The organism is Arthrobacter sp. MPF02 (assembly GCF_046605375.1).
Classification (GTDB): Bacteria; Actinomycetota; Actinomycetes; order Actinomycetales; family Micrococcaceae; genus Arthrobacter.
Map to the genome: position 1 here is coordinate 1,636,136 of NZ_CP176772.1, position 16,264 is coordinate 1,652,399.

Annotated in this window: 11 protein-coding genes; 7 read left to right on the forward strand and 4 right to left on the reverse strand. The window is 68.4% G+C overall.

Annotated features, from left to right (window positions below; translation table 11 throughout):
- Nucleotides 1–12: 12 nt before the first annotated feature.
- On the reverse strand, nucleotides 13–1,005 hold the full coding sequence (locus tag ACLH0K_RS07670; protein WP_411376196.1) for a M56 family metallopeptidase: 993 nt from the start codon (nucleotides 1,003–1,005) through the stop codon (nucleotides 13–15).
- Between the two features lie 6 nt (nucleotides 1,006–1,011).
- Nucleotides 1,012–1,380 carry a BlaI/MecI/CopY family transcriptional regulator gene (locus tag ACLH0K_RS07675; RefSeq protein ID WP_138136056.1) on the reverse strand — a complete coding sequence of 123 codons (369 nt, stop codon included), beginning with the start codon at nucleotides 1,378–1,380 and terminating at the stop codon, nucleotides 1,012–1,014.
- 205 nt (nucleotides 1,381–1,585) lie between these two features.
- On the opposite strand from ACLH0K_RS07675, the gene ACLH0K_RS07680 reads away from it, so the two are divergent.
- From ACLH0K_RS07680 to cydD, 3 genes are read left to right on the forward strand one after another with little or no spacing between them, the layout of a single operon-like run.
- Nucleotides 1,586–3,187: a cytochrome ubiquinol oxidase subunit I gene (locus ACLH0K_RS07680; protein WP_411376197.1), complete on the forward strand. Its 1,602-nt coding sequence runs from the start codon at nucleotides 1,586–1,588 to the stop codon at nucleotides 3,185–3,187.
- A gap of 18 nt (nucleotides 3,188–3,205) precedes the next feature.
- Nucleotides 3,206–4,255 (forward strand): cytochrome d ubiquinol oxidase subunit II, encoded by a 1,050-nt coding sequence (cydB, locus tag ACLH0K_RS07685; protein WP_411376198.1) that lies wholly within the window; start codon nucleotides 3,206–3,208, stop codon nucleotides 4,253–4,255.
- Nucleotide 4,256: 1 nt separating this feature from the next.
- Complete coding sequence (cydD, locus tag ACLH0K_RS07690) at nucleotides 4,257–7,709, forward strand: thiol reductant ABC exporter subunit CydD (RefSeq protein ID WP_411376199.1); 3,453 nt, start codon at nucleotides 4,257–4,259, stop codon at nucleotides 7,707–7,709.
- On the opposite strand, the gene ACLH0K_RS07695 is transcribed toward cydD, so the two are convergent.
- Both ACLH0K_RS07695 and ACLH0K_RS07700 read right to left on the reverse strand, forming a co-directional pair.
- The gene (locus tag ACLH0K_RS07695) at nucleotides 7,706–8,224 is read right to left on the reverse strand and encodes a DinB family protein (protein WP_411376200.1); all 519 of its coding nucleotides are present in this window, start codon (nucleotides 8,222–8,224) and stop codon (nucleotides 7,706–7,708) included. The genes cydD and ACLH0K_RS07695 overlap by 4 nt on opposite strands.
- 9 nt (nucleotides 8,225–8,233) lie before the next feature.
- On the reverse strand, nucleotides 8,234–10,738 hold the full coding sequence (locus ACLH0K_RS07700; protein ID WP_411376201.1) for a DNA topoisomerase (ATP-hydrolyzing) subunit A: 2,505 nt from the start codon (nucleotides 10,736–10,738) through the stop codon (nucleotides 8,234–8,236).
- Nucleotides 10,739–10,814: 76 nt separating this feature from the next.
- Between ACLH0K_RS07700 and ACLH0K_RS07705 the strand changes: the two genes are divergently transcribed.
- Genes ACLH0K_RS07705 through ACLH0K_RS07720 form a run of 4 tightly spaced genes read left to right on the forward strand, consistent with a single transcriptional unit; the run spans nucleotide 10,815 to nucleotide 16,244 of the window.
- Nucleotides 10,815–13,499, forward strand: coding sequence for a GNAT family N-acetyltransferase (locus tag ACLH0K_RS07705; RefSeq protein ID WP_411376202.1), 2,685 nt, complete (start codon nucleotides 10,815–10,817; stop codon nucleotides 13,497–13,499).
- Nucleotides 13,500–13,541: 42 nt separating this feature from the next.
- A complete protein-coding gene (locus tag ACLH0K_RS07710) occupies nucleotides 13,542–14,285 on the forward strand; it encodes a DUF5998 family protein (protein WP_138136049.1) in 744 nt (247 codons plus the stop codon).
- Nucleotides 14,285–15,517 (forward strand): alkaline phosphatase family protein, encoded by a 1,233-nt coding sequence (locus tag ACLH0K_RS07715; protein ID WP_411376203.1) that lies wholly within the window; start codon nucleotides 14,285–14,287, stop codon nucleotides 15,515–15,517. Before ACLH0K_RS07710 ends, ACLH0K_RS07715 begins: the two co-directional genes overlap by 1 nt.
- A complete protein-coding gene (locus ACLH0K_RS07720; RefSeq protein ID WP_411376204.1) occupies nucleotides 15,510–16,244 on the forward strand; it encodes a thymidine kinase in 735 nt (244 codons plus the stop codon). Before ACLH0K_RS07715 ends, ACLH0K_RS07720 begins: the two co-directional genes overlap by 8 nt.
- Nucleotides 16,245–16,264: the final 20 nt, after the last annotated feature.

Here is a 16,264-nt window from a genome sequence, read left to right on the forward strand (position 1 = left end):
GACGGCGGGGCGTCACCCGAGGAGGCCGGGAACCACCAGCAGGGCCGTCGGCAGCGCCAGCAGCAGGATGCAGCCGGCCAGGACAAGGTTCCGCAGTGCCGCCGGGAGCTGGGGCTGGGGCGACAGGAGCCGGCCGACCCTTGACGCGGTGGTCCGGGCCGAATCAGAGCCTGCCCCGCCCGTCCCGTTGTCGAGCCCGGACAGTACAAGGCTGGACGTTGCCGGCTGCAGCTCGGCCGAACCGGCCGGTTGGGCCGACCCGCTGGCCACGATGGCGATCGCCTTGATCAGCGTGGCCTTGCTCTCGGTCTTCAGCGCCACGTCGTCGGCGAGCATCTCAATCAGCGAGTTCACGGATTCCTGGGCCAGCCGCGTGGTGGGCAGCCAGGGCAGGGCCTGCCGCCAGGCCGCGAAAGCCCAGAGGAGGAGATGGTGCCGCTGGCTGAGGTGGGCATTCTCGTGAATAAGCACCGCGCGCAGTTCGGCCGGCTCCAGTGCCGCCATCAGGCCGTCTGACAGGACGGTCACCGAGCGGGAACCGCCGGGCAGGCAGTATGCGACGGGGGAGTCGTGGCTAATGACGAGGGTTGCGGCGTCCTGCCCCGACGGCGAGGCGAGCAGGGCCAGGAGTTCACGGTGCCGCCGCCGCTGGCGTTCAATTTTGTAGTAGGTTAGCAGCAGCGTGAACACCAGGTGGGCGGTCAGCAGCGCGGCTGCCGACAGCGCAAAAATATGCCAGAACCCCAGTGCCGTGGTGGGGGCATTGAAGAGGACCATTCCGGCGAGGGCCCGGAGCCCGGCGATCAGGTTGTCGCCGATCGGCTCGAGTCCGTACACCAGCATGGCGCCGATCATTGACAGCCCGCCGGCGAGGGCGATGGTCTGCCAGAGCAGCATGGCGGTGAAAGGGGAGCGTGCGGGCCATTGCGCACGCGAAAGCAGGATGGGTACCGGCCAGGCCAGTACTACCGCCAGGACCGCCAGCAGGTAAGAGGCCCAGAACATGGGTGGCTAGAGGTGGCCAAGCAGCTTGCGCAGTGTCTCGGCTTCACCCTCGGAAACGGAACCGATGAAGCGTGCCAGTACGGCTTCGCGGTCCGGGGCCGAGCCCAGGACTTCATGCATCAGCTCCGCGGTGTGCTCTTCGCGGCTGGACACCGCCTGGTAGCGGTGCGGACGGGTGCCGCGTTCGCGCTCCACCAGCCCCTTCTTCTCCAGCCGGGACAGCACCGTGAGCACGGTAGTGACGGCGAGTTCCTTGCCCTCATGTCCGGAGCCGGCCGAGGCCAGCCGGTCCCGCAGGGTGTTCGCCGTAGCCGCTTCCTGGCCCGCCCAGAGCAGATCCATTACTGCCCGTTCCAGTTCACCAAGACTCGCCATTGCACTTTTCCTTTGTTTCCCCGCACCGTGCGCCCTCTGGCACCGGTGACTGCACGCGGTTTCTTCAACTACAGATACAAATTTACCGCGAATCCGGCGCACTTTCTACATGGAGTAGAACATGCCCCAAAGTTGTTCTACACTCGGTAGAAGTTGGAGTTCTACGAAACGTAGAAGACCGCATCGGCTAAGAGTAGGGACTGCCTTGGACGCCTTGGAAATCGCACGCTGGCAATTCGGTATCACCACGGTCTACCACTTCATGATGGTTCCGCTGACTATCGGCCTTGGCCTGGTGGTCGCCATCATCCAGACCGCCTGGCACCGCACAGGCCGGCCCGAGTACCTGCGCATGACCAAGTTCTGGGGGAAGCTGTTCCTCATCAACTTCATCATGGGCGTGGCCACCGGCATCGTGCAGGAGTTCCAGTTCGGAATGGCCTGGAGCGAGTACAGCCGGTTCGTGGGCGACGTCTTCGGCGCCCCGCTGGCGCTGGAGGCCCTCCTGGCGTTCTTTGTCGAGTCCACCTTCCTGGGCCTGTGGATCTTCGGCTGGAAGCAGCTGAAGCCGGGCATCCACCTCGCCTGCCTCTGGGTGGCCGTCATAGGTTCGGTCTTTTCCGCCTACTTCATCATCGTGGCGAACAGCTGGATGCAGCACCCGGTGGGTGTGGAAATGCTGGACGGCCGCCCGGTAATGACCGACGCCTGGGCAGTTTTCACCAACAACACCGCGCTGGTGGCCGTGCCGCACACCCTCTTCGGCGCGCTGGCGGTGGCCGGCGGCTTCCTGCTCGGCATCGCGTGGTACCACCTCTGGCGGCGCCGGCGCGACGGCGTCGACACCGTGGGTGCCGACGGCAAGGTGGTTCCCGGCGAGTCGGCAACCATCCCCGGACGTGACCGCGGCGACCACGCCGTCTGGATCCGTTCATTGCGGATCGGCGCAGTGGTGGCGATGATCTCCTTCGCCGGCACCGCCGTCACGGGCGACCTCCAGGGCAAGCTGATGTTCGAGCAGCAGCCGATGAAGATGGCTGCGGCCGAGGCAGCCTGCCACGACGGTACCGGGTTCTCTGTCCTGAGCATCGGCAACCTGGGCTCACAGAACTGCGACGACATCGTGGCACTGATCGAAGTCCCCGGCATCCTCTCCTACCTCGCGAAGGGCGACTTCACCACCGAGGTCAAGGGCGTCAACACCCTGCTGCCCGAGTACAAGGAAAACTACGGCACCCACCTTCCCCACAACCCCATTTACGGCGAACGGGCCGGGCAGGAGATCGACTACCTCCCGGTCATGGAAGTCACCTACTGGGGCTTCCGCATGATGATCGGCTTCGGCGGCCTCGCCGCACTGGCCGCGTTCGTGGCGCTGTGGCTCACCCGGAGCGGAACCGTCCCCGAATCGAAGTGGCTCATGCGACTGGCTGTCCTGGGAATCATGGCTCCCTTTGGCGCCAACGCCGCCGGCTGGATCTTCACCGAAATGGGCCGGCAGCCCTTCGTGGTGGCACCCAACCCGGACCCCAACGGTATCGACCAGGTATTCATGTTCACCGCCGCAGCTGTTTCCCCTGGAGTTTCGGCCGCCGAACTGCTCGCCTCGCTCGTCACCCTGACGGCGGTCTACGCCGCCCTGCTGGTGGTCGAGGTCAAGCTGCTGGTGAAGTACGTCCGCGGCGGCGTCGTCTCCGCCATGCCGGAACTCGCGCACGCCCAGGCGGACGAGAACGAGGACCAGGTGCCCGGGGACAAGGGCGGTAACGGCAAACCCGCAGACGACGTCCTGGCATTCGCCTACTAAGAGCAGAGGAACTCGACAATGGAACTGCTGCCTACCATCTGGTTCATCGCCATCGCGGTCCTGTGGACCGGGTACCTCTTCCTTGAGGGCTTTGACCTGGGCGTCGGAATGCTGATGAAGGCCTTTGCCCGCAACAACACCGAGCGCCGCGTGCTCCTCAACACCATCGGACCCGTCTGGGACGGCAATGAAGTGTGGCTGCTGACGGCAGGCGGTGCCACGTTCGCGGCCTTCCCGCTCTGGTACGCCTCCCTGTTTTCCGCCCTCTACCTGCCGCTGCTGGTGGTGCTGGTGGCCCTGATCTTCCGCGCCGTGGCCTTCGAGTACCGCGGCAAGGTGGACACCGACCGCTGGCGCGCCCGCTGGGACTGGGCCATCGCCCTGGGTTCCTTCTTCGCAGCCTTCGGCGTGGGCGCCGCGCTGGCCCTGACCACCACCGGGCTGCCCCTCAACGCCAACGGCGACCGGGAAGGCGGACCGTTCGCCTGGTTCAGCGGCTACGCCGTGCTCGGCGGGCTCGCCGTGGTGGGCTTCTCGCTGCTCCACGCCCTGGCGTTCCTGGCACTGAAGACCGACGGCGACGTGCGGCACCGGGCACGCCGGTGGTTCGTCCGCCTGTTGCCGGTCCTGCTGCTTCCCATCGCAGCCTGGGCGCTCACCATCCAGGTCCTGAACGGGAAACCGTGGACGTGGGTTGCCGTCCTGCTCGCCGTGGCCTCCGCGGCTGCTGCGTGGAAACGGGCCCGGACCGGAGCCGAAGGAATGGCTTTCGTGGCCCTCGGCGCCTTCCTTGTGCTGGGCACCACGTCCATCTTCGGCGCGGTGTTCCCCGTGGTGCTGCCGTCCACCCTGGACGGGGCGTTCGACCTCACCATTTCAAACGCCTCCTCGTCCGACTACACTCTGGGCCTTATGAGCATTGTGGCCGCGTTCGGCCTGCCCCTGGTGATTGCCTACCAGGCCTGGACCTACTGGGTGTTCCGCCGGCGGGTCAGCGCCGCGTCCATCCCGGAAGCCCACAGCTTCCTGCCCGCCGTCGCCGTCAAGGCGTTCACCACGAAGGGCTGACGTGCGGCCATCCTTCCCCGCAGGCCCGGCCACCCGGTCCGCCATCTATTGGCTTGGTCTTTTGGCAGCCCTGAAGGCGCTGTCGCTGGTGCTCATGGGCCAGGCCGTCGCCTCCGTCCTGGCCGGCCTGGCCGCCGGGGAGCAGGAGTGGGCCGGACAGCTGGTTCCGGGGCTGGCCGGCGTCGTCCTCCGCTCGCTCACCGTCTGGGGCCAGGCGGTCGCCGCCCGGCGCGCTGCCCTGGGCATCAAGGAGGAACTGCGCTCCGGACTGCTGGAGCGCGCACTCCGGAACGGTGCCAGGGGCGCCGGCCCCGCGGACGGCGGCCTTGCCGTCCTGGCCACCCGGGGCCTGGACGCCCTGGACAGCTATTACACGCAGTTCCTGCCCGCCCTGGTCAACTGCGCAGCCATCCCGCTGCTGCTGGGCGCCCGAATCCTGTTCGCCGACTGGGTCAGCGCCGTGGTGATCGTCCTTACCGTGCCGCTGGTGCCGTTGTTCATGGTGCTGATCGGCCGGTACACGGAGGACAAGGTGCGCGAGGCGCAGTCCACCCTTGCCCGGCTTTCTGCCCACATGCTGGAACTCGCAAAGGGCCTGCCGGTCCTGGTGGGACTGGGCCGCGCCACCGCACAGCGCAAGGCACTGGAGGAGATCTCCGATGAATACCGCGGCCGCACCATGGGGACGCTCCGCACCGCGTTTATGTCCGCCCTGGCGCTGGAACTGATCGCCACCATCTCGGTAGCCGTGGTGGCCGTGTTCATCGGCGTGCGCCTGGTCCACGGCGAAATGCCGCTCGAGGCCGGGCTGCTGGCCCTGATCCTTGCCCCCGACTGCTACCTGCCGCTGCGCGAGCTGGGTACAGCGCACCACGCCAGCGATGACGGCCGCGTCGCCCTCGCCGAGGTCACCTCGGTCACCGAAGCGCCCGAGCCGCAGCCGCTGCCTGCTGTCCCTGCCGGCCGTCCCGGCGCCCCCATCACCGTCACCGGGCTTACGGTCAGTTACACCGGAAGGTCGCGGGCCGCCGTCGGGCCCCTCACCTTCGAGGCGCCGCAGAGCAGGATCACAGCCCTGGACGGTCCCAGCGGTGCCGGAAAGAGCACGGTTCTCGGAGTCCTGGCGGGAACCATCGGACATGGCGGCGGGACGGACATCGCCGGCACGGTCAAGGGCCTGGACCGCAGCGCAGTGGCATGGGTTCCGCAGCATCCGGTGATGGTGGCCGGCACGGTCCTGGACGAAGTGCTGCTTTATCTCTCTGCGCACGCCCGCAATTCCCGTGACCGCGCCCGGACGGAGGAGACCGCCCGGTCCTGCCTGGCCCGCGCCGCGGCCGCCCACCTGGCGGATAAGCACCCGGCCGAACTGAGCCCGGGCGAACTCCGCCGCGTCGCCGTTGCCCGCGGTCTGGCCCGGATCGAGGCCGGCGCCACCGTCCTGCTGCTTGACGAACCCACCGCGCACCTGGACGACGAATCCGCAATGCTGGTGGAGGACACCGTCCGCAAGCTGCGCGGCCAGGTAACCGTGATCCTGGTAGCGCACGGGGAACGCACCCGGAACCTTGCCGACCACGTGGTGAAAATTGGACAGGGGGCAGGGGACGGGCCGGCGGCAACAGCCCCAGCGCTGCCTGCCGCCGTCTCCGGTGCGGATGCCGCGGCCTGGCAGGATGCCGGGTCTGCCAGTGCACGCGCCGGATCTGCCGGTGCACGGCCCGACAGTACGCCCGATGCCGCGCCGGCGCTGCGGCACAGCCCCGCGGGGCTCCTGCGGTCGCTCCTCGCCCCGGTGCAGGGCAAGTTCGCCGCTGCCGCGGTGGTCGGCACACTGGCGGCCGTCTTCGCCGTCGCCTTGTCCGGCCTTTCGGGCTGGCTCATCATCCGCGCCAGCGAGCAGCCGCCCATCCTGTACCTGCTCTCGGCGATTGTGGGCGTCCGGTTCTTCGGCATCGGCCGCGCCGTATTCCGTTACTGGGAACGGCTCCTGCTGCACGACGCCGTCTTCGCAGCCCTTACCCGGTTGCGCGGCCGGCTCTGGGAGTCGCTGAGCAGGCGCGCCCTCTCGCTCCGGCGCCTCCTGCAGGGCGGAAACGTGCTGGGTACCGTAATTGACGACGTCGATACCGTCCGCGACCTCCTGCCCCGCGTGGTCCTGCCGCCGGTCACCGCAGTGGCCGTCGCGGCGCTCGCCGTCACCACCACCTGGCTCCTGGTGCCTGCCGCGCTGCCGGCCGTCATCGCGGCAGTCATTGCCGGCGTTGTCCTCGCCCCGGCCGCTGCCCTGTGGGGCGACCGGAAGTCGGCCACCGCCGAGCAGCTCCTGCGCTCGGGGGTGCTGCGCAGCATCGCGGCCGCGCTCGACGCCCGGGCGGAACTGTACGCCAACGGCGTGGCGCCCCGAGTGCTCGCAGACCTGAAGGCACAGGACCGCAGTGCTACCGCGGCATCGCAGCGATCGGCGTGGGCGGACGGGCTGGGACAGGCCATCACCACCGCGGCGTGCGGTGCCGCAGCCCTCGCGGGTGCCTGGCTGGCCGCACCGGCGGTGCTGGACGGACGCATCGCGCCGGCTACGGCGGCCGTGGTGGTCCTGCTGCTCCTGGCGCTGGTGGAACCTTTCGCGGCCATGACGACGGCGGTACGGCAGTTTCCCGCGCTGCGGACAGTCCTGCAGCGGGTGGGGGACTCCGGCGCCCTGGACGCGGGGAATGCAGAGCGGGACAACCGCGACGGGCTGCAGGCGGTCCCCGCGCGCAGCGGCGGCCGGCCCGGCGTCGAACTCGAGGACCTGGCAGCTGCCTGGCCGGGCGGCGAACCCGTTTTCACGGGGCTGGACGCCGTGGCGGAGCCGGGGCACTGGCTGGCGGTCACCGGCCCCTCGGGTTCCGGAAAATCCACCCTGCTCTCGGTCCTCCTGGGCTTCCTTCCGCCGGCGGCGGGGAAGGCGCGGGTTACCGGCCGGGCTGCCTGGTGCCCGCAGGAGGCCCACCTTTTCGACTCAACCATCCGCGGCAACCTGCTGCTCGGGCGGCCTGCATCCGGAAACGGCAGCGGGAACGGCGTTGGGGCGGACATGCCCGCCGTCCTGAGTGCCGTGGGCCTCGACGCCCTGCTGGAGCGGCTGCCAGACGGGCTCGACACCCGGATCGGCCCCGGCGGCGCCTTCCTCAGCGGGGGAGAGCGCCAGCGCCTCGCCGTCGCACGGACCCTGATGACCGGGGCGGAAGTAATCCTGCTGGACGAACCCACGGCGCACCTGGACGCCGGCTCCGCCCGCCACATGCTGGCCGACCTGCGCGCCGGCCTCAAGGACCGGACCGTGGTGCTGGTAACGCACAACCCGGACGACATCCATCCGGAAGACGTCCGGCTGGTCCTGCCCTCCGCCGCCGAACGCCGCGCCCAGGGCCTGGCGGTCCCGGCCGGAACAAACGCGGGGGAGACTTAGCCGTCCACGTCGTGGAGGTGGTGGACGACGTCGTGGAGGAAATACTGGGCCAGCGTCAGGACGGTGAATTCCGAGCCGTTGCTGCGGAGCCCCTTCCTGCCCCAGTCGGCCTCCCGGACGCGGGCGAAGGACTGTGCCGCCTGCTTGCCCTCAGCCGTCAGCTCGGCACTGACCACCGCCGGATCGGCGCTGGCGTAGTCCTTGTCCACGGCGGTCCGGTCCTGGTCCCAGTTTTCGAACCGGGCGTCATCGGACTCGAGCATGAGGTCCAGGCGCTGGTCGAAGAGGCTGAAGACATCCCGGACATGGCAGGCGTACTCCAGCGCTGACCAGGTGTGGTCGTTGGGCCGTTCCGCGGCGTCCGGCCTGCGCAGGACTGCCCGCCACCGCGGCAGCATGTTCTCGATGCTGCCGGGGACGGTTGCCGGGGTGGCCGTGGAGGCATCAAAGGAGCACTCCGGGCAGGGGCGGGTCAGGACCCAGGTCCAGTCCTTCTCATCAGGAACGATAGGCATGGCAGCAGTCTAGGCGGGATCAGGCCAGGCCATGGCAGGACCCACCGCATCCACCGGCTGGGACAGCGGAACGCCGGACCCGTCGCGCCGGCCGTGCTCCTGCGGCAGGGACCGGGCAACGCCTGCGGAGGAGGACGCCTTGGCCGGGCCGTGTCCTGCCCACGCGAGCAGCAGTGTATCCTCGCCCTTCAGGAAGCGGTGCGCCCGGACACCGGCGGTGGCGCGGCCCTTGGCCGGGTATTCGGCAAACGCGGTCACCTTGGCGGTGCCCGGCGCGGTTCCGGGAAGGGCGCCGTTGGTGCCGGCAATGGTCACCACGACGGCGGCCTCGTCCTTGGGCTGCACGGCCCCGAAGAAAATCACGCGGTCGCCGGCGCCCAGCTTGATGCCCGCCATGCCGCCGGCCGTGCGGCCCTGCGGCCGGACGCTGGCCGCACCGAACTTCAGCAGCTGGGCCTGGGCCGTGAGGAACACCAGTTCGGCATCGTCCGCCCCGGCCGGCACCACGCCCACCACGAAGTCCTTGTCCTTGAGGGTGATGACTTCCCAGTCCTCGCGGTTCAGCGGGTAGTCGGGCTGCACCCGCTTCACCACACCCTGGGCGGTGCCGATGGCCAGGACCTCATCCAGCGGAACGAACGCCACCAGGCTTTCGCCCTTCAGCAGAGTCAGGAATTCCCTGGCCGGGACGCCTCCGGCAAGGTTGGGCAGGCCCGCCACCGGCGGAAGCACAGGCATGTCCATGACCTGCAGGCGGAGCATGCGTCCCAGGGAGGTAACGGCCGCGATCTCGCCGCGCGCCGACGTCTTCACCACCGACGTAAACACATCGTGCTTGCTCCGCGGCCCGGATTCAGCCAGCGGTTCCTGGTTGCTGGTGCGGCCGATCTGCCCCGAGGCGGTGAGGATGGTCCAGCAGGGGTCGTCGGCGATTTCGAGGGCAAGCGGCGCAGGCTTGCCCTTCTTCCCGTTCACACCTGTCAGCTCGGCGGCCACTGTGGGGGACACCGCCTCCGATTCCAGCAGCACCGTACGGCGGGGAGTGCCGTGCTTTTCGGCGATCTCGCCCAGCTCGTCCGAAACAACGCCGCGGAGCAGTTCCTCGGAGCCGAGGATTGCCTCCAGCTCCTCGATTTCGCGGCGCAGTTCCTCCTGCTCCCTTTCCAGTTCGATCCGGGAGTACTTGGTGAGCTGGCGGAGCCGCAGTTCCAGGATGTAGTTCGCCTGCACTTCGGACAGGTCGTAGATGGACATCAGCCGCTCGCGGGCGGCCGCGGCTTCGTCCGAGGACCGGATGATCTGGATGACCTCGTCGATGTCCACGATGGCGATCAGGAGGCCTTCCACCAGGTGGAGGCGGTCCTTCTTCCTGCCCAGCCGGTACACGGTCCGGCGGCGGACAACGTCGATCCGGTGGTTGACATAGACGGACAGCAGCTCCACCAGGCCCAGGGTCTGCGGCTGGCCGTCCACCAGGGTGACATTGTTGATGCCGAAGGAGTCCTCCATCGGCGTGTAGCGGTAGAGCTGCTGGAGGACCGCATTCGGGTTGAAGCCGTTCTTGAGCTCGATGACCAGGCGCAGCCCGTTCTTGCGGTCGGTCAGGTCAACGATGTCGCTGATGCCGGTCAGCTTCTTGGCGTTGACGGAGTCCTTGATCTTTTCGATTACCTTTTCCGGGCCCACCATGTAGGGAAGCTCGGTGACCACCAGGCCGGTGCGCCGTGCGGAGAGCTGCTCGATCTCCACCTTGGCGCGGGTCTTGAATGAGCCGCGGCCGGTGGCGTAGGCGTCACGGATGCCGTCCAGTCCCACGATCCGGCCGCCGCTGGGCAGGTCCGGGCCCGGAACAAAGCGCATGATGTCATCCAGGGAGGCATCCGGGTGCGCGATCAGGTGCCGCGCGGCTGAGATGACCTCCACCAGGTTGTGCGGGGCCATGTTCGTGGCCATGCCGACGGCGATGCCGGTGGCGCCGTTGACCAGCAGGTTGGGGAACGCCGCGGGGAGGACCTCGGGCTGGGTCAGCTGGTTGTCGTAGTTGGGAACGAAGTCGACGACGTCTTCGTCGAGGTGGTCGGTGAGCGTGAGGGCGGCGGCCGCCAGCCTGGCCTCCGTGTACCGCGGAGCCGCCGGGCCGTCGTCGAGCGAGCCGAAGTTGCCGTGCCCGTCAACCAGCGGCAGGCGCAGGGAGAAATCCTGCGCCATGCGCACCAGGGCGTCGTAGATGGCGGTATCGCCGTGGGGGTGTAGCTTGCCCATGACCTCGCCCACTACGCGCGCGCTCTTGACGTGGCCGCGGTCCGGCCGCAGTCCCATGTCGCTCATCATGTAGAGGATCCGGCGCTGCACCGGCTTCAGTCCGTCGCGGGCATCGGGAAGCGCCCGGGAGTAGATCACTGAGTAGGCGTACTCCAGGAAGGAGCCCTCCATCTCGGAGGTGACGTCGATATCGACGATGTTCTCCGTGTAGGGGGTGGTATCCACGGGGGCTGAACTTTGGCGGCGGGCCATGGGGTTGGTAAATCCTTCTGGGGGTACTGTGCAGCTTTTCCGGGGTGCTGCGGAAGTTTTTGGCTAGGCTAAGCCTATGGTGGATCAGCCCGGGGACGGCGAATATCCGGAACATTGGGAAGCCGATGTCGTCCTGCGTGACGGCGGAACAGCGCACCTGCGCCCCATCCATCCGTCTGACGCGGACGCCATCCAGGCCTTCCACATGCGGCAGTCCCAGGATTCAATTTACATGCGGTTCTTCGCCTTCAAGGCCAGGCTGTCCAGCAAGGAGCTCAAACGCTTCACGGAGGTCGACTACAAGGACCGCGTGGCTTTCGTCATCACCAGCCGGGGCGAAATCATCGGCATTGGCCGCTACGACCGGCTGGATGACCCCACCGAGGCCGAGGTGGCGTTCAACATCGCCGATGCCCACCAGGGCAGGGGACTCGGGTCCATCCTGCTGGAGCACCTGGCCGCCGCGGCCCATGAGAACGGCATCAGCAGATTCAGCGCCGAGGTCCTGCCGGAGAACCGGAAGATGCTGATGGTGTTTTCCGATGCCGGCTATGACGTCAAGCGCCACTTCGACGACGGCGTGGTGAGCCTGGAGTTCAACATCGACCCCACCGAGAAATCCCGCGCCGTCATGGAATCCCGCGAGCACCGCGCAGAGGCGAGGAGCGTGCGCGACCTTCTGACGCCGTCGTCCGTTGCCGTCATCGGTGCCAGCCGCAAGTGGGGGACGGTGGGCTACCAGCTCCTCGAGCACATTATCGAGGGCAAGTTCCCGGGGCCCGTCTACGCGATCAATCCCGAGGCGCTGGAGCTGGCGGGGATGATGTCCTTCGGCAAGCTCTCCGAAGTGCCGGATCCGGTCCAGCTCGCTGTAATCGCAGTCCCTTATGAGGAAGTTCCCGCTGTGGTGGCCGAGTGCGCGGCTGCCGGGGTCAAGGGCCTGGTGGTCGCCTCGGCGGGCTTCGCGGACGACGGCGAACGCGGCCTTCAGCGGCAGCGTGACCTGGTGCGCCTGGCCAGGGCGAACGGGATGCGGGTCATCGGCCCGGCGTCTTTGGGCATCGTGAACACCCATCCTGAGGTATCGCTCAACGCGTCCATGGCACCGTCCCTTCCCCTGCGCGGCGGGCTGGGCCTGTTCACCCAGTCCGCGGCGATCGGCGTCTCGCTGTACGCTGCGTCCAGCCGGCGCCGGCTCGGCCTGTCCACCTTCCTTTCGGCGGGAAACCGCGCGGACGTCTCGGGCAACGACATGATGCAGTATTGGGAGGACGATTCCGATACCTCCGCCGTCGGGCTCTACCTGGAGTCCATCGGCAACCCGCGCAAGTTTTCCCGCCTGGCCCGGCGGCTGGCACGCACCAAGCCTGTGATCGTGGCCAAGTCGGACACCATGGGGCTTCGGCTGCCTCCCGGCCACGCCGTCCGCACCACCCAGGCGCCCGCCGGGGCGCTGGATGCCATGCTGCGCCAGTCGGGCGTAATCCGGGTGGAAACCATCGAACAGCTGGTGGACGTGGCGCAGGTAGTTTCCGGCCAGCCCCTGCCGGCCGGACCGGGCCTGGCCATCATGAGCAACTCCCGGGCCCTGGGCAAAGTCGTGGCGGACAGCGCGGAGGACCAGGGATTGGCCGTGGCGCATCTGGTGGCCGGAGTGGATCTGGACGCCGGGCGGTCCGTGGCCCTGCCGGCCCTGCGTGCGTCCCTCATGAAGACACTGGAATCCGACGCCGTGCATGCCGTCGTCGCTGCGCTGCTGCCCGCCCGCGGGCTGACGGTGGACAGCATTGCAGAGGTCCTTGCCGACTGTTCGGCGGCGTCCGGCAAGCCCGTGGTGGCCGCGTTTACCGGCATCCTGGATCCCTCGGTGTTTGTGGAAGGGATGGTGGGGACACAGGACCGGACCGTACCCTGTTTCTCCAATCCGGGAGCGGCCGTGGCGGCGCTCGCCGCCGTGGTCCGCTACTCCGAGTGGGCCTCCCGCGACCAGGGGCACTTTGTGGAGCCCGCGGGCTGCAACCCCGCGGGTGCCCGAGCTGAACTCGAGGTCCTGCTCCGTGACGTCCGCGGGGAGCAGCTCAAGCAGTTGGACCCGGCCGCCGCGGCATCCCTGCTGGGGCACTACGGCATCACTGTCCTGCCGTCCGTGGGTTTCGAGACTCCGGAGCAGGCTGTTGAAGCTGCGGAGGCCCTGGGCTGGCCGGTGGCGCTGAAAACCACCGCGCCCGCGCTGCGGCACCGGCTGGACCTTGGCGGGGTCCGGCTGGATATCCAGGATCCGGAGTCGCTCCGGCAGAACGTCCTGCAGATGCGGCGGACGCTCGCCGCCTACGGGGATCCGGCGCTGGAGGTCCAGTCCATGGCGCCCGTGGGCCAGGCCTGCACTTTCCGGGCCATCGAAGATCCGCTGCTGGGACCCGTCATTTCGTTCGGCCTCGCCGGGGACGCCGTCAACCTCCTGGACGACTGGGCCCACCGGGTGCCGCCGCTGTCCGCGGCGGACGTGCACGACTTCATCCGCGCGCCCCGGGCAGCCAGGAAGCTTTTCGCGTACCAGGGGCTGCCCGCCGTCGACGTTGCGGCCCTTGAGGACCTGGCGGGGCGGCTGGCCTGGCTGAAGGACAACCACCCCGAAATCGCCCTGGTGGACTTCAACCCCGTACTGTGCGGAACGTCCGGCGCAACGATCCTGGCGGCGGACGTCCGGATCGGAAATGCTGCCCAGCGCACGGACAGCGCACGGCGGGCCATGCTGGGCTGAGGCAGTTCGCAAAGTAAGCGGGCGATCTGTGAAAATGGGCTCATGAGCTCTCAGCCTCCCGCTTCGGCACCCGAAACGCCCGGCAACGAAAACCAGGCAGTCCGCCACAACAGCTCACACAGCCACACTTCGCAGGGTCTGACCCTGGAAGGCGCGCTGCAAAAGGCGGGCTTCTACCCGCGCCTCGTCGCCGACGTCGTGGATGATGCCCTCGACGGCCGCGACTGCGTCGCCCACCTTGTGCATCTGGAAACCCACTTCGACCGGGCCGAGGTCCGCCGCCACATCACGGTGCTGGTGCTGACGTCGGACATGCTGGTGATCACGCACGTCGACGACCAGCAACTCGACGATGCCGGCGAGCAGATCGTCGCGCAGATCTCCACGGAGTCCGTGCCCGTGGCACAGATCCGTTCCGTGGTCCTCAGCTACATGTATTCGCAGCCGCAGAACTACAAGCCCTCCGATCCTGTCCGCGAACTGACGCTGTCCATCGCGTGGTCCGGCGGGCAGCGGCTGGACATGGGCCCGGCCAGCTGCGGTGATCCGCAGTGCGAGGCGGACCACGGCTACACCGGAACCATTGCGCAGGAGGACATCGTCCTGCGCATCAGTGCTGAGGCCGACGGGCTGCAGGCCGTCCAGGACGCAAAGCTTTTCGCCCGCGCGCTGCGCGCCGTGAACACCGGCTCCAGCAGTCCGGTGGCGCACGCACAGTCAATGCCGCCGCGGCCCCGCGCCGGCGTCTTCGGTACCCGGCTGAGCCGCGGCCACCAGCAGCGCTGATGCCGGAAGAACGGCACCCGGCCCCCAGCATCCCCGCTGCCCCCGCCAGCCAGGCAACCGGCTTGCCTCCCGCTCCGGCCTATGGCCGGCGCTCGGTGGCCGAAGTACTCACCAGCGCCGCGGCCAGCCTCGGCGTCGACGGCTTTTCCAATACCCTTGGCCTGCCGGAAGCCTCCCGCGTCTGCGTGGTCCTGGCCGACGGCCTGGGCCGGAACCTGCTGAAGCAGAAGACGGCGCACACGCCCTTCCTGCGCACGGTCATCCAGGCCGGGCAGGGCGAGGTCCCCGTCTGGCTGGACTCCGCGTTTCCCTCGACGACGGCGGCTGCCCTCTCGAGCTTCGGAACCGGAATGCCGCCCGGGCAGCACGGAATGGTGGGCTACGACGTGCTCGATCCGGGGCAGGACAAGGTGGTCAACCTGCTGGGCAACTGGGATCCGGCGGTGGATCCGGAAGCGTGGCAGCCGTTCCCCACTGTGCTGGAGCGTGCCGCGGAACACGTGGACGTCACCACCATCAGCCTGCCGCAGTTCGGCAACTCGCCCATGACCCGTGCGGCCCTGCGCGGAGGACGGTTCGTGTCCGGAATGACGGCCCACGCGCGCACCGAAGCGGCGGCTAAAGCCATGGCTGATTCCGGGCGGTCGCTGATGTACTTCTACGTCAACGAGCTGGACAAGGCGGGGCACCGGTACGGCTGCCAGTCGGAGCAGTGGGAGCACCAGCTCGAGGAACTGGACGCCACCCTGAAACGGCTACACGCGTCGCTGCCTGCAGGCACCACCATCCTGCTGACCGCCGACCACGGGATGCTTGATGTGCCGGAGCAGCACCGCATCGACTTTGCCGCCGATCCCGCCTTGGTGGACGGTGTCCGGCACACAGCAGGTGAGCCGCGGATGGTGCACCTGTACCTTGAGGACGGCGCGGACGCCACTGTCCGGGAGCGCGTCCTGGCATCCTGGCGCGCGCGGTTCGGCGGCAGGATCTGGGCATTCACCCGGGAGGACGCACTGTCCGCAGGCCTGTTCGGACCGGTACGTCCCGCCGTCGAAGGCCGAATTGGCGATGTGATGATTGCAGCCAGAGACAGCCTGGCGCTCTACGACACGCGGCGCAGCCGCCCCACGGCTATGGAGGTGGTGGGCCAGCACGGCTCGCTGACCAAGGCTGAACGCGAGGTTCCGCTGCTCTGCTTTACGGCGGCCGGCAAGGGGCCGCGGCGTGGCTGAACTCGTCTTCTTCTCCGGCACCATGGACTGCGGCAAGTCCACGCTCGCACTGCAGATGGACCACAACCACCGGGCGAGGGGGCGCGGCGGGGTCCGTTTCAGCCGGAACGACCGTGCGGGCGGGTCCCGCATCTCCAGCCGGTTGGGCCTTCAGAAGGACGCCGTGGAGGTGGAGGACAGCACCGACTTCTGGGAGGAAGTCATGCGCCGGCGCACCCAGGGGCAGCGCGTTGACTACCTCATCTGCGACGAAGCACAGTTTTACTCCCCGGAGCAGGTGGAGCAGCTCGCGAAAGTCGTCGACGAGATCGACGTGGACGTCTTCGCGTTCGGCATCACCGCAGACTTCCGCACCCGGCTGTTCCCCGGGTCCCAGCGGCTGATTGAGCTGGCTGACCGGGTCCAGGTGCTGCAGGTGGAGGCGCTGTGCTGGTGCGGGCGGCGCGCCACGCACAACGCGAGGACGGTCGACGGCGTCATGGTCACCGAGGGTGCCCAGGTGGTGGTGGGGGACGTGGATATGGCTCCGGACCCTTCGGCCTCCGCTGGAATCGGCCATGTACCCGTCGTGGGGTACGAGACGTTGTGCCGGCGCCACTACATGCGCCGGGTCACGGCCCACGGCGCCAACCTGATGGCCGAGCAGGACCAGCTGCTGCCTTTCGAAGTGGACGCCTGCCTGTGGCAGGGTGCCAACGGAGGCGAAACAGGGCCGGGTACCGACTAAGTTTGTCGAACCCGCTTAGT